This is a genomic window from Actinomycetes bacterium (assembly GCA_036000965.1).
Lineage (GTDB): Bacteria > Actinomycetota > CALGFH01 > CALGFH01 > CALGFH01 > DASYUT01.
Genome location: DASYUT010000349.1, coordinates 1 through 17,379, shown reverse-complemented (window position 1 = coordinate 17,379; position 17,379 = coordinate 1). Strand labels below are relative to the sequence as shown.

Genomic DNA, 17,379 nt, shown 5'->3' with positions numbered 1-17,379 from the left:
GCCGCAAGGTCCCACCGTATATGGTGCCGACGGCGATGTTGTCGTAGGCGGCCCAGGCGTCGAACATGGCGGTGTGGACCTCCGCCAGGGCACGCGCCACGACTGTCGGGGGCGGCTTGGTCGCCCGCACCTCGGCCAGGGTCTGCTCATCCCATTTGAGCACCACGTTGTCGCCCGGCGACGGCCCCCACTGGTTGAAGTTGAACAGCGACTTCGGCCCCCTCGGCATCCCGGACCCGGGCGGCGGAGGCGGCTTGGAGGCGCCGGCCACCGCTGGCGGGACCGGGCCGGGGCTCGCCACGGCCAGCACGATCGCCAGGCCGGTGGCGAGCGCGACGGCAAGGGCGCCACTGCGGTGCTTGGACACCAGACGAGCTCCTCGCTGAACTGGACGTTCGCGTCGACCGCGGAAGTTATGCGAGCGATGACGGCAGTTGCAAGAACGACGAAGGCGTCCACACGGTCTAATTGGCAGCGCGTAACCGGGCGGCTGAACTTTTCTGATCAACCTTTACCAGGGGCGGGGTGGTCGAGCCGCCCTGATCCGACGAGAACCTACTGAGTTCTGCGGATTTCTTAGCCGTCCGACCGGATCAGGCCTCGGCCGGCGTCCCAACCACGACAGCGCCGAGGCTGGGCAGCTCGCTGAGCTGCGGGGCAGCGGCCCTGCTTGTCACGGAACGGACGTGCCCCTGCGATTTGCTTGCCGATGGTGGTCTGGTAGAGGCTACGCCCGAAACGGGGCCGGATACGCTGGCCCGGCCCTTTACCACGCGTGAAATGGGGTTTGGATGCGCAAGAAGGTGAACCCTGTCAACAGGTTTGAGCAAAGGGCGTTCCTGCTCGGCGTCTTGCTCCTGGTCGGGCTGGCCACGCTTGGCTTTGTGGGACTTGCGCATGCCGACCAGATCGGTCCGATGACGACTGTCCAGATAGTCGACAACCCCTAACGTCTCGTGCGAGTCGCCGGTGCCGGGCCCCTTGGAGGTAGGGCAGCTGGGTCAGACGATCACCGTCTCCGCCGAGGACCCCATCGACTTCGTGACGGTGAAGTCTGCTCCCAACGCCGAGGTCGTGTCCGCTCAGTTCGACACCCTCCAGGGAGAGATCACACTGTCGAAGAACATCACGGCCTACGTCGTCTGGACCTGCCCGGCGACCACCACCACGTCGCCGACCTCCACGACCGAGGCGCCGACCTCCACGACCGAGGCGCCGACCAGCACCACCGAGGCGCCCACGTCCACCACGGGATAGGGACCCTGCACCTGCCGCAGCTGGCAGAGCCATTCGATGACGAGTCGCTCGTGGCCGTGCACAAGAAAGCTCCAGCGCAACCCTGAGCTGATGCGGCCAGCGCATCCGGCGCCGTTGCTCGCTGACACCACGCGGCAGGTGTCGCGGCGGCGGTCGCAGCGTCCGTTGCCTTAACGGGTCACACGTCAGTCAACGGAGCCGGGCAGTCCGACAAGCGCTTTCGGGTGCCCCGGCCACCGGACGAGTCCTTCTTGTACCGCAATGGTTCTCGTAACTCTGCGACGTAACGGTGGGTGACCCCACCACCTCCGTGGGCTAATGCCTGAGAACTTGATCAGCAGCGATGCATCCGACGAGAACTGCAAGGTTCTGGTGGGCGGCAGCCCCTTGTCCGATCGTCTCGCCGTCCAATGGTCCGACCACCAGCTTCGCCAGGATCATGGCTGACTCCCGACTCAAGGTCCTGGCCCTGCGGCTCGCCAGCTTCTCGAAGTCGACGCCGAAGCAGCCCTTGGCCGGATCGGTGGTCGCCTGGCAGGTGCAGTCGGCTGTGGTGCGCATGCAGCCGCATCGCGGCGCGAAGCCGTCGACATGCGCGACCAGGCGAGATAGCGGCCACCGTGGCAACGTTCGGTCTGCTGCTGGAGCGTGAGCTGCGGAAGCATCGCAAGGCCACGCTAGCGCGCCCGCTGTGCTTCTGTGGCCGGATAGCCCCTTTTCAGGATGTACTGGCCGGATTCCGTTCAACGATGGACGGAAGCGCGCCAGCTTCACGCGGGTGCCGGGCACGGCGTCCCGTTAGCGCGGTTGCCCTGGCGTGAGGGTGAGGCCGTTCCCCGGTGACCGTCGTGTCGTCGCCGGGCCGGAGGGCGGCCGCAGGCCGCCCGCAGGGCCGGCCTTGAGGGGGAAGAGAAGCTTCTCACAGCTACCTCACCAGCACGGACACAACGAAGCGGGACACCGGCAGGCTACCTCTCCACACCAGCGTGCCGGGCTCATCCAGTGCCGCTCGATGTGGCTCGTGGCCTGCTACTGGCTTGGACTCGATCCCGGCCGCACTCGTTCGAGAACCGGCCCTCCACGCCGGAGGTTAGGACAGCCGTTCGAGATGAGCCTTGAAGGACCGCGTGAGGCTGTCCAGGATCGCCCGACCCTTCTCGGCGGTGCCGAGCGACGGCCGGCCGATCACCCCTGACTCGGTGTAGCCACGCATGCCGGTCACGAGCAGGTGCGGCCTCTGGTTCGCCACCCAGTCGCCGTGTCGGTAGCCGTCCCGCACAGCCTTCGGATAGGCGTGCAGGAGCATCGACACCTCGGCCTCCCCGGCATGCATGTCATCGCTGGCGGCTGAGTGCAGCCCGGCTGCTGCGCGGGCGGCCTCCCAGTCCTGCCGGGTGGAAAACAGCGTCATCCGAGGGCCGGCGAGGTTGGCTTCCTGGACGATGTTGGACAGCATGTAGTTGCCGCCGTGGCCGTTCACGACGGCGAGCCGGTCGACCCCGGCCGCCCGGAGCGACTCGGCAACATCGGTCACGACCGTGATCAACGTGCGGGCGCTGATGCTCACGGTCCCAGCGAAGCCGGTGTGCTCGTGGGAGCAGGACACCGTCACCGGCGGGAGCAGGAGCAGCGCGTACTCGGCGCTGATCCGCTGGGCGATGGCGCACGCCACAATGGTATCCGTGGTGAGCGGGAGGAAGTCGCCGTGCTGCTCAAGGACACCAAGACGCACGCGGCCCGCCGGATCGCATTGTCGGACGGCAGCATGAGCCTGCTCGAGGAGCATCGTCGGCGCCGCTGCTCCGAACGGGCGCAGGCGTGCGGAGCATCGCTGGCGTTAGACGCCTATGTGTTCTCCTTCGACCCGGCCGGCCGCCAACCGATGAACCCGGACTCGGTGACGCACCGGTTCGGGCGGCTCGCCCGGTCTCGGGCCGGATCGGGCACGCCGGCGGTAGCGCGACCACCCTCAAGGTGTACACCCACTTCCAGGCCGCCGCCGACCGGCGAGCCGCCCAACTCCTCGAACAGGCCCTGAAGCCACCGGACCAGGCGCTTTGAGCATGGACCCGTAGTCACGCGGCGGCATGAAGGTGCTTTTGCGAACCCGTCGCTGGCCACAGCGGTCTAACCGCGTTCCTCGAGGCTCTTGAAGGTGCTGTCGGTAAGCTGAGCGATGGTGCCCTTCCCAGCCAGGAAGTCGATCAGGTCGGCAAGCGCCCAGGCCGTGTAGGCCCACGCGATCGCCTCCGAGCCGTCGACTGTGCCAAGGCGTCGACGCCAGCTCGATGGGGACTGGCCGAGCGCGGCAGCGGTCAGGGCGCCACCCATTGTGGGCAGGTGATCTTCGGTGACAAGCCCACTGTTGCGCAGTCGTCGGATGACCGGCGCGACAACGTCCATCGGGTTCTCCATCAGACCCATGGGGGTCTCCACGAGGCTCACGAACCCGTGTAGCAGCGTGGCGAAGCCCTGATAGAGGTCCTCGGGGGTGATGTCGGCCTGCTGGATGAGCGCGTAAAGCTCGTCCTGAGGAAGAGCGTCTTGCCCGCTCATGCCCTTGATGATCTCCATGGCCACGACCACCGCACCGGCTGGCTCCTTCGGCTCGGGCTCCTCCGCCATTACCCATCCCTTCAGCTACGTGCGATAGGAGGTAGTCGTGCTGCACGACTCGTCGTGTGCCTACTCGTGGCCGCGGACAGGGTGCGGGTGGTAGGGCTCCTCAAGCCGAGCGATCTCCTCATCAGCCAGCGTCACGTCGACCGCGGCGACGGCATCGTCAAGGTGGGTGGGCTTGGTCGCGCCGATGATCGGGGTGGTGTGCCGCTCGCCGTCCCGGGTCCGCGTGCCAGCCAAGAGTCCTCGGGCAAGGGGACTCCGCAGGAGGAGCCGAACAGGCACCACTTGACCTTGGAGCGCAGTCCAAGGTCTACCGTAGGAGGCATGCGCCTGACCGTCTCCCACCTGGGCGCCGAGGTGGGCCTGAGCGCCGACGCGGTGCGCTACTACGAGCGCCTCGGGCTGCTGCCGGCGCCGGCCCGCACAGCGGCCGGCTACCGCCAGTACGGCGCCGACGCCGTCGAGCGGCTGCGGTTCATCAAGGGCGCGCAGCGGGTTGGCCTGCGCCTGCGCGAGATCGGGGAGCTGCTGGCCATCTGCGACCAGGGCCTGTGCCCCTGCGGCCACACCGAGGCGCTGCTGCGCAAGCGCATGGCCGAGATCGGCGCCCAGGTCGCCGAGCTGCAGGCGGTCCGGGCCGAGCTGGCCCGCATGGTGGAGGGCTACCCCGGCGAGGCCTGCCAGGACACCGCCGTCGGCCGGTGGTGGTGCGAGCAGGAATTCACCCAGCAAGGAAGGAGGTGAGCTTGGATGGCATGCCCGGAGTGCGGCTGCCCCTGCGACGAGTGCCCCTGCCCGACCTGCGGGGCACGGAAGTGCTGAACGGCAGCACCCCGCTTGTCACCCGCGCCTGGTAACAGGCCGGGTGACGAGCAGGTGCGACGCGGCGGTCGGCACCCACGCCCGTTGGCGGCCCCCATGGCCTGGGGTCTTCCTCGGCGACCTACAGGAGCCTGGCGATCTGGGCGAGGTGATCGGCCTCTTCGGCGGCGACGTGGGTCTCGTACAGCTCAACCGACAGCTCGCCGTGTTGGCCGTGCCGGCCGGTGCGCGCCCAGCCCGACCCGTCGAGCGCTTCCAGCTCGGCGAGGTGCTGCCGGCGAAGCCGCTCCAAGCGTTCCAGCTCGCCCTGGAGGCCCAGCTGAAGGTAGTGGCGCTCCTCGGCCAGCGCCTCCTGTCGAACGGCTCCAGGTAGGGGTGTCCTCAGCGAGCATGCGGCGGACCCGAGCCAGCGCCCGTTCCTCGGTGTCGGCCAGGTGGCCGACGACCTCGATGATGGCCCACTCGCCGGGCGCGGGCCGGCGGCGCAGCCGGGCGTCGTCGACGCCACGCACGAGCGCCCGCAGGGTCTTCAGGATCTCCTGGAATGCAGCCAGCATCACCTCGCTCCTCCGAGCATGGACCAGGCCTGCGGTGCTACTCGGTGTCGTAGCCGCAAGGCGGATACGCTGCTTGATGGCCTCGCCGGAGACGCGCTCGGCGTCGTAGCGCACGCTGACCCGGCCGGTGCGATGATCCGGGCTGGCCTCCACGATGCCGTCGAGGCGGCCAAGCGCGCCGCGGATCGCGCGCTCGCAGCCCTCGCAGGTCATCCCCTGCACCGCAAGCACGCGCTCGACGATCATGTTCCCTCCCCCTTGAACTCGACGTCCTTGAAGCGGCGCAGCCGTAGGGAGTTTGTGACCACGCTCACCGACGAGCACGCCATGGCGAGCCCGGCGATGACCGGGTTCAGCAGGCCCAGCGCGGCCAGCGGGATCGCCGCGGTGTTGTAGCCGAACGCCCAGCCCAGGTTCTGGTAGATCGTGCGCAGCGTCCGCCGCGACAGCGCCAGCGCGGTCACGACTCCCGCCAGGTCCCCCGAGAGCAGGGTCACGTCGGAGGACTCGATGGCCACGTCGGTGCCCGTGCCGATCGCGATGCCAAGGTCGGCCTGGACCAGCGCGGGCGCGTCGTTGATGCCGTCACCGACCATGGCGACGACCCTGCCCTCGCGCTGCAGCCGCCGGATCTCCTCGACCTTCTCCTGCGGGAGCACCTCGGCGAGCACCCGGTCCGGGGCGATGCCGGCCTGCGCGGCGATCGCATGCGCGGTGGCGGCGTTGTCGCCGCTGACCATCGCGGTCTCCAGGCCGAGCTGATGGAGTCGGCGCACCACCGCGGCGGCGTTGGGCTTGAGGGTGTCGGCCACGCCGAGCACCCCGCGGACCTGCCCATCCCAGCCGACCAGCACCGCCGTCCGCCCGGCCGCCTCCAGCTCCACCGCGGCCCGCTCGGCCTCGCCGGTGAGCTGGCAGCCCGCCTCGGCCATGAGCTTGCGCCGGCCCACCGCCACCGGCGTGCCCGCCGCCACCCCACGGACCCCATGCCCGGCCACGGCGACGAACCCCTCGGCCGGCGGGACCGCGACGCCCCGGCGGCGTGCACCGTCAACGATCGCGTTCCCAACCGGGTGCTCGGAGGCCAGCTCGACCGCGGCGGCGCGCGCCAGCACCCCGCTGGCGTCCTCGCCTGCCAGGGGCCGGAGGTCGGTCAGGGCCATCTCGCCCCGGGTGAGCGTCCCTGTCTTGTCGAACACCACCACGTCGATCCGCCGGGAGCCCTCCAGCACCTCGCCGCCCTTGATCAGCACGCCAAGCTCGGCGCCCCGGCCGGTGCCGACCATGATCGCCGTCGGGGTGGCCAGGCCGAGCGCGCACGGGCAGGCGATGATCAGCACCGCCACGGCCGCGAGCAGCCCGCCGGTCGGGTTGGCGGCCAGCAGCCACCAGCCCGCCAGCGCCGCCACGGCGACGGCGAGCACGACCGGCACGAACACCGCCGAGACCCGGTCGGCCAGGCGCTGCACCGGCGCCTTGCTGGCCTGCGCCCGGGCGACCAGCCGCACGATCTGCGCCAGCGCCGTGTCCTGCCCGACCGCGGTCGCCCGCACGGTCAGCAGCCCGTTGGTGTTGATCGTGGCGGCGGCCACCCGATCACCGGCGAGCTTGTCGACCGGGACCGACTCGCCGGTCAGCATCGACTCGTCCACGGCGGCCTGCCCGGCGACGACCTCGCCGTCCACCGGCACCTTCTCACCCGGCCGGACCCGCACCAGGTCAGCGACCCGGACCTGCTCGACAGCGACCATGCGCTCCTGGCCGTCGACGCCGTCGGCGAGGAGCCGGGCCTGCTTGGCGCCGAGCTCAAGCAGCTTGCCAATCGCCGCCGACGCCTGCCCTTTGGCCCGCGCCTCGAAGTACCGGCCGAGCGCGATGAACGCGATGATCAGCGCGGCGGTGTCGAAGTACAGGTCCCCACCCACTACCAGCCGCCAGACCGAAAACACGAAGGCGGTGAGCGTGCCGATCGCGATCAGCGTGTCCATGTTCGCCGTGCGATGCCGTGCCCGCCCCGCCGCGCCCTGCAGGAACGGCCAGCCGGCGACGAACTGCACCGGGACCGTGAACGCGAACGCCGCCCAGCGCGCCCACCCCCGGTGCGGGGCGGCAAGGCCGAGCGCCATCACCGCGATCCCCAGCGGCCAGGCGAGCCAGACGCGGCGCAGCCAGGCGCGCCGCTCACGCTCGTTGGGGTCCGGCTCCCCATCCCCGTGGCCCCGCGCCTGCCCCGCAGTAGGAATGCTGGCCGGGGCGATCCGGTAGCCGGCCAGCTCCACCGCCTCCGCAAGCCGCTCAGCGGCCACCGCGTCGGGCTGGTAGCTGACGCTCGCCCGGTTCGCGGCGAAGTTCACTCGCACCTCGAGGACCCCTGGCAGGCGGCCAAGCACCTGCTCCACGCGGCCGGCGCAGGTCGCGCAGGTCATCCCCTCGACCACGAACTCGCCGCGGACCAGCGGCTGGGCCTGCTCGGCGATGCCCATGTCAGCGCCCCGCCGTGGCACCAGCCAGGGGTTCGGTCGCTTGGCCGCTGAGCTGCGCGTCCGGCCCGGTCAGGGCTGGGGTGAACTTGACCGCGTCGACCAGCTCCTCGATCGCTCCCTGGGCCCGGCCAGCCATGACCGCCTCCGAGAAGCAGGTCGCCAGGTGGTTCTTCAAGATCAGGCGGTTGACCCGCTCCAGCGACGCCTGCAACGCCGAGACCTGCTTCATCAGGTCCACGCAGTAGGTGTCGTCCTCGACCATCCGGATGACCCCGTCCAGATGACCCCGGACGGTCTTGAGCCGGTTCAGCGCTTCCCGCTGGTTCTCTGGCAGCATATCGCGCCTCCCTCCCACCCCACCCGGGGTGGGGTCTTGCCAATTGTGCCCCCGACCGGTCTCCGACACAATGTCGGACGCTGCGAGCGGCGCCCCTGGTCCTGCGTGGCCCCGATGAAGAGGGAACAGCCAGCCATCGGACAAGCCGAACTGGCGGTCGCCGCACCGCAGGCTCGATCGATCAGTGCAGGTGATGGCAGCAGCGGAGCCGGGATCCGACACCCATCCCGACCCCGGCTTCCTCCTGGATTCGGTATTGCCTCCTACTCGCAGTCGGAGGCAGGATGAGGCCGGCGCGAGCGAGGCGACGGACGGCAGTACCGGCGCGGGGTCCAGGCCGGTGCCGCGAGCGGGGGCGCCAGCGCCGCCGCGCTCGGTTGGGAGGGACGGTGTCGACGCAGCACCCTCTGTAGGCGTGGACCGCTGCGCCCGATGGCTGCACCGGGCGCTCGAAGCCCACTCGCTCACCGCCGTGCGTGCCCGAGGGGGACCACCTCGATGTGGCGTGATCGAGCCCTGCGGTGGTGTCGCTCGTCCTGGGCGGACATCGCCTGGGTAGTGTTCGTCGGGCTCAACCCCGGTGGTCGCCGAGGACGCCCGGGTGGTCCAGGACGAGCTGCTGCGGCTGCGCCGACTGGCCGCCAGGGTGCTGCTGCTCGCCTCGGCAGGGAGCCCGGACTTCCTGCACCTGGCGCCGGTCGCGGTCGAACCCTTGGTGGTCGACACCCTCGGCCGATGGAGCCACACCCCTCGCCGGTGGCAGGGGGCCGTGGCAGAGACGACCGTGCTGGGCGACCACGACCGCCTGGCCCTGGACGCGCTGCTCGAGAACGCCGTCGCGCACACCGACGTCGGCGACCGCATCGAGGTCAGCGCCCGCCTTGAGGATGCGCATGTCGTCCTCTGTTGGGCGACCTGGGCTGTCTCTATTCACGGCCGCATTCACGGCCGCGCGGCGGCGATCATGGCGATGCCTGGAGCGGGCGAAGGGCCACCTCGATTTCGGCGGTGACGACCGGCCCTTCGAACCGGGCCCAGACGCTGCCACGGCGGTCGATCACGATCGTCCAGGGTTCGGTCTGGAATCCCCACCGGTGGAAGGCGGGGGCGGGCTTGGTCGCGTCCCGCTGGGGGTAGATCTCGACGTGGACGAAGTTCGCCTTCCCGGTTGCGGTGGTCTTGGCGGCGACCAGCGCCTCGTCGACGACCGGGCCGCACATGCGGCTCTGGCACAGCAGGGGGGTCGCGAAGACCACGACCGTGGGCCGGCCGCCGCGGAGCGCGGCGTCCAGGGAGATGGCGTGCATCGGGCAGGGCGGGGTGCGGGTGCACACGCGGCCCAGGGCAGCGGGGCTGGTCGCGACCGGCGTGGGAACCGCCAGCGCCTTGCTGCCCACCTGGGCGACGACCGGCCCTGCGACGATGGGGACGGCGCCCGATCCGGCCGCGCGCCGACCGTTGGCCTGGGTCACGGCCGCCAGCAGCCAGTTGCCCGCGGCGGGGAAGTCGACCTCGGCGGCGTAGAAGCCGGTCAGGTCCGACCGGGGCGAGGTGTCCTTGGTCGCCGCGTACGCGGTGAGCTCCTGCCAGCGGGTGGCGATCGGCCCGAGCGGCTTGCTGGTCTGGTCCCTGGCGACCCAGAGCTGCGGGCTGCCGCCGGTGAGCAGGCGGTTGTCGGGGGTGCTGAGCCCGAAGGTGACCAGGTTCCCGCCGACCGGGAGTTGGCTTTGCGCGCCGAGGAAGGACAGCTGCACGGCGTCCTGGGCGAGCGCGGCCAGCGACCCCGCGCCCGAGGGCGCTGGCCCTGGCGTGGGGCTGTGCCCGTGCCTGCCGCAGGCGGCGAGCAGCGCCGACAGCCCCATGGCCCCGAGGCTCGCGCTCGCGGAGCGCAGCAGCGCTCGTCGGGAGAGCGGGTCTTTGGAGATGATCGGGCGGCGGGGGCTGGGCGGTGGTGGGGGTTGGGGATTGGTGGCCATGGTGGTCCTTTCGCTCGTGCTGGGCGTGGCGTCTGCGCCGGTCGGGCGCTGCCCGACCCGTCCATGCGGGTGGTGCTTGCCGCCACGGGCCGTGCGCCACTCGGTCGAGGGGTGGGCGGCCGGGGCGGGCTCATGGGGGTGGGTGGATGCTGACTGGCTGGCCGTAGCTGGTGTAGTCGCGGTCCATGAAGTGCCCGGGCGCGTCCATGCGTTCGTGGAGGATCCGGTTGTCGTGGTCGACCCAGAGGCGGTGGTAGGCACCGTTGCCGAGGTCGATGAAGGCGAGCACGTCGACGGGCGTGCCGTGCCAGCGGCTGGGGCCGAGGTCGGTGACGTTGCCCTCGCGGCCGCTCCAGTTGGGGGCCGGGAAGGCGATGGTGAGCTCGGGGGTGTGTTCGTGTTTCCACGGGCTGGTGCCCTGGCGGGTGTAGTGGTCCTCGCCGATCCAGATGGTGTCGGTGGTGGTGGTCCCGGTGTCCAGGTGCCAGCGGGCCAGGTTGGGGGCCTTGAGGGTGTAGTCGGTGCGGAAGACCGTCCCGTACCCGCCGTCGAGGACCTCGTGGATGCGGTAGGCGCGGGCGGCCGCGAGGGTGCGGTCAGCCCGGTGGAGGCGGGCGGCCGCCGGGCTGGGCAGGGGGATGGGGAGCGCGAACCGGGTGGTGCCGCCGGGGAGGGTGGCCAGCACGGTCCAGCGGCCCGGGCGCGGGGTGGCGAGGAACGCTTCGAGGCAGCCGTCGCCGCAGTGCTGGGTCGGTGGGGTGCGCGGGCGGCCGTCGGGGCCGACGAGGCGCAGCGGCCGCGGGGTGGCTGGGGGTGGGATGCCAAGCCCGCCGCGGACGCGCACGACCAGCCCGGGGTCGGCCGGGAAGGCGGTGAGCCCGACCAGCGCGCGGCCCGCCCGGCCACCCAGGACGGTGGCGTCGGCCGGGTCGGGTGGGGGCTGGCCGGTGGTGGCCTGGCCGGGGGCGATCCCGAAGCGGGCGGCCAGGTTCGGGTCGGCGCCTGGCACGCGCACCGTCACCTGCCAGGTCCCGGCCACGGTGAACGCGGTGCTGGCGGCCCGGTAGGTGGCCGGCGCGACCCGGGACGCGGCCAGCGGCACCGGGTCGACACGGCCGGTGTCGTCGGCAACCGTCAGGCCGAGGCGGCCGAGCCCGTCGACGGGCCGCCCGGCCGGGTCGGTGACCAGCACCGAGATGGTGTTGAGGCCGACCGTGCCCGGTTCCAGGGCCAGCGTCAGCCGGAGCGGCCCGGCCGTGAGGGTGCGCTGCTGGGGGCCGCCTGGGAGCTGGCTGGCCGTGCGCGCGGCGACCACCTCCGACGCGGGGATGGTGTTGGCCAGCAGCGCCGCGACCAGGACGACCCCGACCGTCCCGGCGGCCTCGACGGCCACCAGGCGGCGCAGGGGCGGGGGCGGGCGGTCCTGGCCGGCGCGGGGCAGCAGCCGCCACCGGGCCACGGCGGCCAGGACCAGGACCGCGGCGAACACGATCGTCTTGGCGAGCAGGACGCGGCCGTAGTCGGTGCCGGTCAGGGCGGCGCGGCCTGGGATCTGGGCGAGCGCCTGCCAGGCCCCGGTGCCCGCGATCACCAGCACCGCCGGCAGGGCGAGGGTGGAGAACCGCCGGACCGCGGCCATGCCGGCGCGCCGGGCGGTGACGGCGAGCGCGACCAGCCCACCTGCCCAGGTGGCGACCGCGAGCAGATGCAGGGTCTCCACGCCGACGAACAGCCAGCGCGGGTCGAGGCCGGTGGCGTGGGCGCCGAGCACCAGGACGACGACCGCCCCGACCGACAGGGCGAGGGCGTCGAGACCCGGGCGGCGGCCGCGGGCCGCCCGGCGCCGAACGAGTATGACGGTGGCCGCGACGACGGCGAGTTCGCCCCCGGCGCGGCGGGCGGTGCCGGGCGCGGCGGCCAAGAATGCGCGGACCGCGCCGGGGGCGAGCCCGCCGGGCAGGCCGCTGCCGGTGGCCGTGCCCGCGTCGACGGCCAGCTCGAGCACGACGCCGGCGACCGCGAGCAGCCCGGCGAGGAGGGCGAGGGTCGCGTAGGGGGGCTCGCCCGGGGTGATCGGGCCGGCGCGGCGCCACACCAGCAGCGCGGTGGTGACGGTGCCAGCCAGCAGCAGCACCCCGGCGGTCAGGACCCACCTGGCGGTGACCTGCCCGGGTGGGGGGAGCTGGCGGGCGGTGGGGGCTGCGGGGGTGAGGGTCGCGCTCGCGCCGACCCCGAAGGTGAACGCGCCGGCCTCGACGTGGCCGTCGTCGGCCGAGATGACCCGCCAGGTGGCGGTGTAGGCGCCGTCGGCCAGACCCGGCACGGTCGCGGCGAGCACGGCCGGGCGCCCGGCGGGCTGGCGCACCGCGCCCACGCGCACCGGGCCGCGCGGCCCGCGCAGGGCCAGGCCGGAGCCGAGGGGCCGGACCGCTTCGGAGAACACCACCCGCAGCTCCGCGGGCGCGTGGGCCAAGCGCGTGCCGGCGTCCGGGCTGGTCGCCACGACCAGCGCGTGCGCGGCCGCCGGCGGCGCCGCGGCGAGCAGCCACCCGCCGGCGAGCCACCCCGCCAGGACCAGCAGCAGCACACCGCGCCCACGTCGGCCGGTCCGGTTCACGGTCGCGCTCCTGTGCGCCGATGCTCACCCTCCAGCACGCCAACCCCACACCGTGCTCACCAGTTCCCTCCTCGGGGCAACCGGCACGACGCGGCTGCTGGTTGCGCGGCTGCCCACGAGTTTCTCTTACGGAGTGTAGGAGAGTGTGGGGCGGTCGGCAGGCAGCGTCAGCCCGGCACCTCGACCGGTTCAGCCAAGCGGGCAGACCGGCACGCCGGCCACGCGCACCAGCGGCCCGGCCAGCGCCAGGACCTCGGCCGCGAGCGGGACGGCGACCACCAGCACGCCGGTCAGCAGCGCGCCCGTGCCACCCGGCGCGGCGGGCGTGGCCAACCGGCCGACGCGCTCGCCAACACTCACCCCGCCGACGCCCAAGCCGACCCCGGGCGCGGGGGTGGGGACGGCGCCGAGCCGCGCGAGCGCGTCAGCGACCTGCGCCCGGCCCCGAGCGCGGGCAGCCGCGTCGTCGGCGGCCAGCTCGACCAGCCGGCCGACCGCGGCCCGGCCGGCCCGGGCCGCCGGCAGCCAGCAAAACCCGGTCCGCAGCACCTCCGCCGCCAGCACCAGCGCGTGGTGGCGGCCGCTCTGGTGGGCGCGCTCGTGGGCGAGCACGGCGGCCAGCTGCTGGGGGTCCAGGCGCGCCAGCGTGGCGGTCGACAGCACGACCGGGCCGGACCGGCCGGCCAGGCAGTAGGCCAGCGGCGCGGCGTGGTCGAGCACGGTCACGCCGGGCAGCGCCGGCGCGGGCCGGCCGGCGAGGGCGAGCAGGTCACGGTGGAGCCGGGTCGCGCGCCGGGCCCGCACCCCGGCGGCAACCGCGCCAGCCGCCAGCCCGGCGGGGACCAGGGCGAGGAGCGCGAGCCCGGCCAGGGCGCCCGGTGCTCCGCCGGGCGAGGCGAGCGCGTCCCGTAACGCCATCACGCAGGTCCGCAGCAGCATGGCGACATCGACCGCGAGCCCGCCGGTGGGCACCACGAGCAGCACGCCCGCGAGCACGAGCGCGCCGAGCGCGCCGCCGGTCGCGGCGAGCCACAGGTAGGCGGCCAGCTGCGGCCAGCGCTCAAGCCGGGGAAGCCGCTCGAGCGCCAGCGGCGCGCCCACGCCGAGCGCCAGCCCGCAGGCGAGCACGGCGGCCAGCGGCGTCACGGCCGCGCCCCGCCATCGGGATCAGGGTTGGTGGGCGCCGCGGGTGGGCGGCCGGCGTCCAGGGCGGCCCGCAGCCCGTCGGCCTCGGCGGGTGGGAGCTGGTCGACGAAGTGCAGCAGCGCCGCGGTGGGGTCGGCAGCGTCGCCAAGCACGGCGGCCATGAGCGTGGCGGTGTAGGCGTCGCGGGACACCCGCGCGTGGTAGCGGTGGGCCCGACCGGCGCGCTGCTTGGCCAGCACGCCCTTGCGGACCAGCCGGTCCATGACCGTGAGGACGGTGGTGTAGGCCACTGATCGGGTGTGGGCGAGGTCGTCGACGACCTCCCGGCCGGTGACCGGGCGATCGGCCGACCAGACCACCTCCATGATCGCCCGTTCCAGCTGCCCAAAGCCTCGTAGGGCCATGGATCCTCCTGCCTGTGCGTCGAGCTGCGCGCTGGCCCGCCCGACGGTCATCCCGCCGCTGCTGGGCATGATGCCGCATCGGGTCAACGCAGGCGGCCGGCCGGCCGGCCGTCATGGTCGGTTCGCCCGTTCCGGCCGGCGCGCGGGCTGCGCGTCCTGCGCCGCAGGCACCGCTCGGGCGGGGCCTTCGGCGTCGCCCCGGAGGGTAGCGAGCTCCTGCTCGAGCTGGGCAACGCGCGCAGCGAGGACCGCCTCGGATGTCGTCGACGGCTCGGCTTGGCTGGCGTTCGAACTGGTGCGACCGGCTGCCCATCCCGCGCATGCTCCACAGGCACACCAGCATCAGCAGCGGGCAGGCCAGCACCGGCAGGTAGGGCAGGAATCGGGTCAGGACTGCCTGCATGTGGCCTCCTTGTGTGTCGGTCAAGACTGGTCGGCCGACCTGCCGCGGCCGGCGTCCAGCACCCTCTTACGCAGCGTCGTAGTATAACTCCTACACCATGTCAGACGAGCCGGTCCTCGAGGACCCACCCGCCGCGCCAGCGCCACTGGACGACCGCCGCCGCCTGCCGCGGGCGGTCCCCGGCCTCGTCCTGCTCGCCCTGCTCCTCATGGCCGCGGCAGGCGGCGTGCGGGCCGTGGCGCACCGCCTGAACAAGCCGGAAGGAACGAGCGGGTTGCGCGTGGCCAACCAGGAGGCCGTCGACAGTGGCGTCCGCCACCAGGCGGTCGCGTTTGACGGGCGCCTGCTCGCTGACGGTCGTGGGTGGTCGTCCGCCTCGGCGCGGGGCTCCATCCTGGTCGTGAACCTGTGGGCGTCGTGGTGTGGGCCCTGCCGGGCTGAGCAGCCGGCACTGTCGACGGTCGCCCGCGCCTACCGGAACCAGCACGTGGTGTTCGTCGGCGTCAACATCCGCGATCAGAAGGCCAACGCCACGGCGTACGCGGACGAGTTCCGCATCCCCTACCCGTCGCTGTTCGACCCTGGCGCCGAGACCGCGACCAAGCTGCGCGCGTTCGGCCTGCCGACCACGTTCATCGTCGACCGCGACGGGGTCCTCGCCTACCAGCTCACCGGCAAGACGACGGTGCCGATCCTCGCGGCCCGGCTCGACACGCTGCTGGCCAACGGCGGACGGTGGGTCGGATGAGCGCCGCCGTCGTGGTCCTGGCTGCGTTCCTGGCCGGGCTGGTGAGCTTCTCCTCGCCCTGCTGCCTGCCGCTGCTGCCCGGCTACGTCGCCTACGTCAGCGGCGGAGTGGACGACCCCGACGCCCGGCGGACGATGGCCGCGGCCGGGCTGTTCACGCTCGGGTTCGGCGCGACGTTTACCGCCGGCTACTGGACCCAGCTGTTCACCCCACTGATCCGGCTGTTCGCCCGCGCCGGCTGGCCCCCGATCTGAGGTGCCATGCCCGCCCGCCCTCGCCCACTCACCCTCCTGCCCGCGCTCGCGGTCCTCCTCACGGCCTGCGCGACGACCAGCGCACCCCCACGCCGGGATGCCGAGCGGCCACCGGCGGCGCCCGGGGTCGCCGCCAACGCCGTCCGGGTCCAGATGGAGGGGTTCGCCGGCGGGCCCGGGTTCCGGCTCCCCGACGACCTCCGCGGCCGGCCGCTGGTGCTCAACGTGTGGGCCTCCTGGTGCGGGCCCTGCCGCACGGAGATGCCCGCGTTCCAGACGGTCTGGCTGCACGCCAAGGACAAGGTCGGGTTCCTCGGCCTCGACGAGACCGACGAGCTCGGCGCAGCGCGGCGCTTCGTCGCCGAGACCCGGGTCACCTACCCCCTGGCCGCCGACCCACACGGCCAGGCGGCGGCCAGACTCGGCGTCGTAGGCCTGCCGGTCACGCTGTTCATCTCGGCCGATGGGGTGCTGCGCGGCCGCCGGGTCGGCGCGATGGAGGCGCAGGACCTGCGCGCCGCGATCCGCACCTACCTCAAGGTGACCGTGCCGTGACCCACACCGTGCGCCGACGGGCGTCGCGACCGCCGCCCGCAACCCCAACCCGTCCCTCGCCCATGCCAGCACGCTCCAACCCGAAGCTACGTGGAGGCACGATGTCCCCGTCCACCACCGCGCCTGTCGGTCGCCGAGCGGGTAGCCGCCAAGCGCCGCCAGCAGATCCGCACCCTGACCGTCGCCATGGTCGTCGTCCTCCCCGTAGGGCTGGTCGCGGTTCTGCTGCAGCGCGACCGGACGCGGTCCCCCGCCCTGCGCGCCCTCGGGGCCCGGACCCTTCCCGACCAGGGCCGCCAGCACCTCAAGGCCGGGCAGCCGTTCACCGCCTACAACTCCACTCCGTCGACCTCCGGCCCCCACGACCCACACCCTGCGCCCTGTGGGGTGAGCAGCCAGCCAATCCCCAACCCGGTCCAGGTCCACGACCTCGAGCACGGCGTCGTCATGGTCCAGTACCGGCCCGATCTCGACGCTGGCCAGGTCCGCGCGCTCGAGACGCTCGCGCGCGCGCGTTCCCCTCCCATGTCCTCGTCGCGCCCTACCCCGGATTGCCTGAGCCGGTCGCGGTGACTGCCTGGACCAAGCTGCTCACCCTCGACCATGCCGACACCGGCAGGGTCCGGGCCTTCATCGACCGGTTCCGACAGCGCGGCCCTGAGGTGGGGGATCCCATGCCCGACCACCGGCTGAACCATCCTCCCCACCCATCGCGCGTCCAAGGGTGCGACGTCATGCCCGCAGTCTGCCCGCCGGGGACCGTGCGGTGAGCGGCAGCATCTTCTACGGCGGGTCGCTGCTCGCGGCCCTGGTCGCCGGGGCCGTCGCGCTGTTCGCGCCCTGCTGCCTGTCGGTCATGCTGCCGGCCTACTTCGCCAGCGCGTTCGCCAACCGGCGGCTGCTCGTGGCGATGACGTTCGTGTTCGGCGCCGGGAGCGCCACCGTCATCCTGCCCCTGGCGCTTGGCGCGGTCGCGCTGCGCCGGGCGCTCATCGCCGGCCACACGGCCATCTACACCACCGGCGGGGTGCTCCTGCTCGCCCTGGCCGCCTACACCCTAGCCGGCGGGGATCTGCGCCTGCCCACGCCCGGGCGGCAGGCGACTGGCCGGACCGGACCGGCGGGCGTGTACGGCCTCGGGGTGTTCGCCGGGGTGACGAGCGCCTGCTGCGCGCCGGTCCTAACTGGGGTTGTCGCC

20 protein-coding genes and 2 pseudogenes are annotated in these 17,379 nt (G+C 72.9%); 9 read left to right on the top strand and 13 right to left on the bottom strand.

Going from position 1 to position 17,379, the window contains the following annotated elements:
- Window positions 1-367 (bottom strand): hypothetical protein (locus tag VG276_31275; protein HEV8653761.1); only part of this gene is annotated, 367 nt, incomplete at its 3' end.
- Window positions 368-791: 424 nt separating this feature from the next.
- Here VG276_31275 and VG276_31270 point away from each other — a divergent pair.
- The gene (locus tag VG276_31270; protein ID HEV8653760.1) at window positions 792-950 is read left to right on the top strand and encodes a hypothetical protein; all 159 of its coding nucleotides are present in this window, start codon (window positions 792-794) and stop codon (window positions 948-950) included.
- Between the two features lie 183 nt (window positions 951-1,133).
- Here VG276_31270 and VG276_31265 read toward each other — a convergent pair whose 3' ends face one another.
- From VG276_31265 to VG276_31255, 3 genes and pseudogenes are all read right to left on the bottom strand, one after another.
- Window positions 1,134-1,319, bottom strand: a complete 186-nt coding sequence (locus tag VG276_31265; protein ID HEV8653759.1) for a hypothetical protein — start codon at window positions 1,317-1,319, stop codon at window positions 1,134-1,136.
- A gap of 253 nt (window positions 1,320-1,572) precedes the next feature.
- Entirely contained in the window at window positions 1,573-1,818 is a 246-nt protein-coding gene (locus VG276_31260; GenBank protein HEV8653758.1) for a hypothetical protein, read from the bottom strand.
- 529 nt (window positions 1,819-2,347) lie between these two features.
- Window positions 2,348-2,983: pseudogene (locus VG276_31255) on the bottom strand (creatininase family protein).
- Here VG276_31255 and VG276_31250 point away from each other — a divergent pair.
- On the top strand, window positions 2,963-3,295 hold the full coding sequence (locus tag VG276_31250) for a hypothetical protein (protein HEV8653757.1): 333 nt from the start codon (window positions 2,963-2,965) through the stop codon (window positions 3,293-3,295). The pseudogene VG276_31255 and the gene VG276_31250 overlap by 21 nt on opposite strands.
- Window positions 3,296-3,384: 89 nt before the next feature.
- On the opposite strand, the gene VG276_31245 is transcribed toward VG276_31250, so the two are convergent.
- Entirely contained in the window at window positions 3,385-3,882 is a 498-nt protein-coding gene (locus VG276_31245) for a hypothetical protein (protein HEV8653756.1), read from the bottom strand.
- Between the two features lie 60 nt (window positions 3,883-3,942).
- Window positions 3,943-4,080: pseudogene (locus VG276_31240) on the bottom strand (aldo/keto reductase).
- Window positions 4,081-4,203: 123 nt separating this feature from the next.
- Between VG276_31240 and VG276_31235 the strand changes: the two are divergent.
- The gene (locus tag VG276_31235) at window positions 4,204-4,623 is read left to right on the top strand and encodes a MerR family DNA-binding protein (protein ID HEV8653755.1); all 420 of its coding nucleotides are present in this window, start codon (window positions 4,204-4,206) and stop codon (window positions 4,621-4,623) included.
- 199 nt (window positions 4,624-4,822) lie between these two features.
- Here VG276_31235 and VG276_31230 read toward each other — a convergent pair whose 3' ends face one another.
- From VG276_31230 to VG276_31220, 3 genes are all read right to left on the bottom strand, one after another.
- Complete coding sequence (locus VG276_31230) at window positions 4,823-4,993, bottom strand: hypothetical protein (protein HEV8653754.1); 171 nt, start codon at window positions 4,991-4,993, stop codon at window positions 4,823-4,825.
- Window positions 4,994-5,500: 507 nt separating this feature from the next.
- Window positions 5,501-7,741, bottom strand: a complete 2,241-nt coding sequence (locus tag VG276_31225) for a heavy metal translocating P-type ATPase (protein HEV8653753.1) — start codon at window positions 7,739-7,741, stop codon at window positions 5,501-5,503.
- A 1-nt stretch (window position 7,742) separates the two neighbouring features.
- Complete coding sequence (locus tag VG276_31220; protein ID HEV8653752.1) at window positions 7,743-8,078, bottom strand: metal-sensitive transcriptional regulator; 336 nt, start codon at window positions 8,076-8,078, stop codon at window positions 7,743-7,745.
- Window positions 8,079-8,679: 601 nt separating this feature from the next.
- On the opposite strand from VG276_31220, the gene VG276_31215 reads away from it, so the two are divergent.
- Window positions 8,680-9,090, top strand: a complete 411-nt coding sequence (locus VG276_31215) for a hypothetical protein (GenBank protein ID HEV8653751.1) — start codon at window positions 8,680-8,682, stop codon at window positions 9,088-9,090.
- On the opposite strand, the gene VG276_31210 is transcribed toward VG276_31215, so the two are convergent.
- The 4 genes from VG276_31210 to VG276_31195 form a co-directional block, all read right to left on the bottom strand.
- Complete coding sequence (locus VG276_31210) at window positions 9,041-10,054, bottom strand: hypothetical protein (protein HEV8653750.1); 1,014 nt, start codon at window positions 10,052-10,054, stop codon at window positions 9,041-9,043. The genes VG276_31215 and VG276_31210 overlap by 50 nt on opposite strands.
- Window positions 10,055-10,184: 130 nt before the next feature.
- On the bottom strand, window positions 10,185-12,671 hold the full coding sequence (locus VG276_31205; protein HEV8653749.1) for a CopD family protein: 2,487 nt from the start codon (window positions 12,669-12,671) through the stop codon (window positions 10,185-10,187).
- Between the two features lie 189 nt (window positions 12,672-12,860).
- Window positions 12,861-13,817 (bottom strand): M56 family metallopeptidase, encoded by a 957-nt coding sequence (locus tag VG276_31200; GenBank protein ID HEV8653748.1) that lies wholly within the window; start codon window positions 13,815-13,817, stop codon window positions 12,861-12,863.
- The gene (locus VG276_31195; protein ID HEV8653747.1) at window positions 13,814-14,221 is read right to left on the bottom strand and encodes a BlaI/MecI/CopY family transcriptional regulator; all 408 of its coding nucleotides are present in this window, start codon (window positions 14,219-14,221) and stop codon (window positions 13,814-13,816) included. Before VG276_31195 ends, VG276_31200 begins: the two co-directional genes overlap by 4 nt.
- Window positions 14,222-14,721: 500 nt before the next feature.
- On the opposite strand from VG276_31195, the gene VG276_31190 reads away from it, so the two are divergent.
- The 5 genes from VG276_31190 to VG276_31170 form a co-directional block, all read left to right on the top strand.
- The gene (locus VG276_31190; GenBank protein ID HEV8653746.1) at window positions 14,722-15,372 is read left to right on the top strand and encodes a TlpA disulfide reductase family protein; all 651 of its coding nucleotides are present in this window, start codon (window positions 14,722-14,724) and stop codon (window positions 15,370-15,372) included.
- Window positions 15,369-15,626 (top strand): cytochrome c biogenesis protein CcdA, encoded by a 258-nt coding sequence (locus VG276_31185; GenBank protein HEV8653745.1) that lies wholly within the window; start codon window positions 15,369-15,371, stop codon window positions 15,624-15,626. Before VG276_31190 ends, VG276_31185 begins: the two co-directional genes overlap by 4 nt.
- A 6-nt stretch (window positions 15,627-15,632) precedes the next feature.
- Entirely contained in the window at window positions 15,633-16,181 is a 549-nt protein-coding gene (locus VG276_31180) for a TlpA disulfide reductase family protein (GenBank protein HEV8653744.1), read from the top strand.
- 90 nt (window positions 16,182-16,271) lie between these two features.
- The gene (locus tag VG276_31175; GenBank protein ID HEV8653743.1) at window positions 16,272-16,754 is read left to right on the top strand and encodes a DUF3105 domain-containing protein; all 483 of its coding nucleotides are present in this window, start codon (window positions 16,272-16,274) and stop codon (window positions 16,752-16,754) included.
- Between the two features lie 193 nt (window positions 16,755-16,947).
- Window positions 16,948-17,379, top strand: a 432-nt coding sequence (locus VG276_31170) for a cytochrome c biogenesis protein CcdA (GenBank protein ID HEV8653742.1), incomplete at its 3' end; no start/stop codon positions are given.

Coding starts and splice junctions, on each gene's coding strand:
- VG276_31270 (HEV8653760.1), top strand. CDS start 792: ATGCGCAAGAAGGTGAACCCTGTCAACAGGTTTGAGCAAAGGGCGTTC.
- VG276_31260 (HEV8653758.1), bottom strand. CDS start 1,818: ATGCGCACCACAGCCGACTGCACCTGCCAGGCGACCACCGATCCGGCC.
- VG276_31245 (HEV8653756.1), bottom strand. CDS start 3,882: ATGGCGGAGGAGCCCGAGCCGAAGGAGCCAGCCGGTGCGGTGGTCGTG.
- VG276_31235 (HEV8653755.1), top strand. CDS start 4,204: ATGCGCCTGACCGTCTCCCACCTGGGCGCCGAGGTGGGCCTGAGCGCC.
- VG276_31225 (HEV8653753.1), bottom strand. CDS start 7,741: ATGGGCATCGCCGAGCAGGCCCAGCCGCTGGTCCGCGGCGAGTTCGTG.
- VG276_31220 (HEV8653752.1), bottom strand. CDS start 8,078: ATGCTGCCAGAGAACCAGCGGGAAGCGCTGAACCGGCTCAAGACCGTC.
- VG276_31210 (HEV8653750.1), bottom strand. CDS start 10,054: ATGGCCACCAATCCCCAACCCCCACCACCGCCCAGCCCCCGCCGCCCG.
- VG276_31195 (HEV8653747.1), bottom strand. CDS start 14,221: ATGGCCCTACGAGGCTTTGGGCAGCTGGAACGGGCGATCATGGAGGTG.
- VG276_31190 (HEV8653746.1), top strand. CDS start 14,722: ATGTCAGACGAGCCGGTCCTCGAGGACCCACCCGCCGCGCCAGCGCCA.
- VG276_31185 (HEV8653745.1), top strand. CDS start 15,369: ATGAGCGCCGCCGTCGTGGTCCTGGCTGCGTTCCTGGCCGGGCTGGTG.
- VG276_31180 (HEV8653744.1), top strand. CDS start 15,633: ATGCCCGCCCGCCCTCGCCCACTCACCCTCCTGCCCGCGCTCGCGGTC.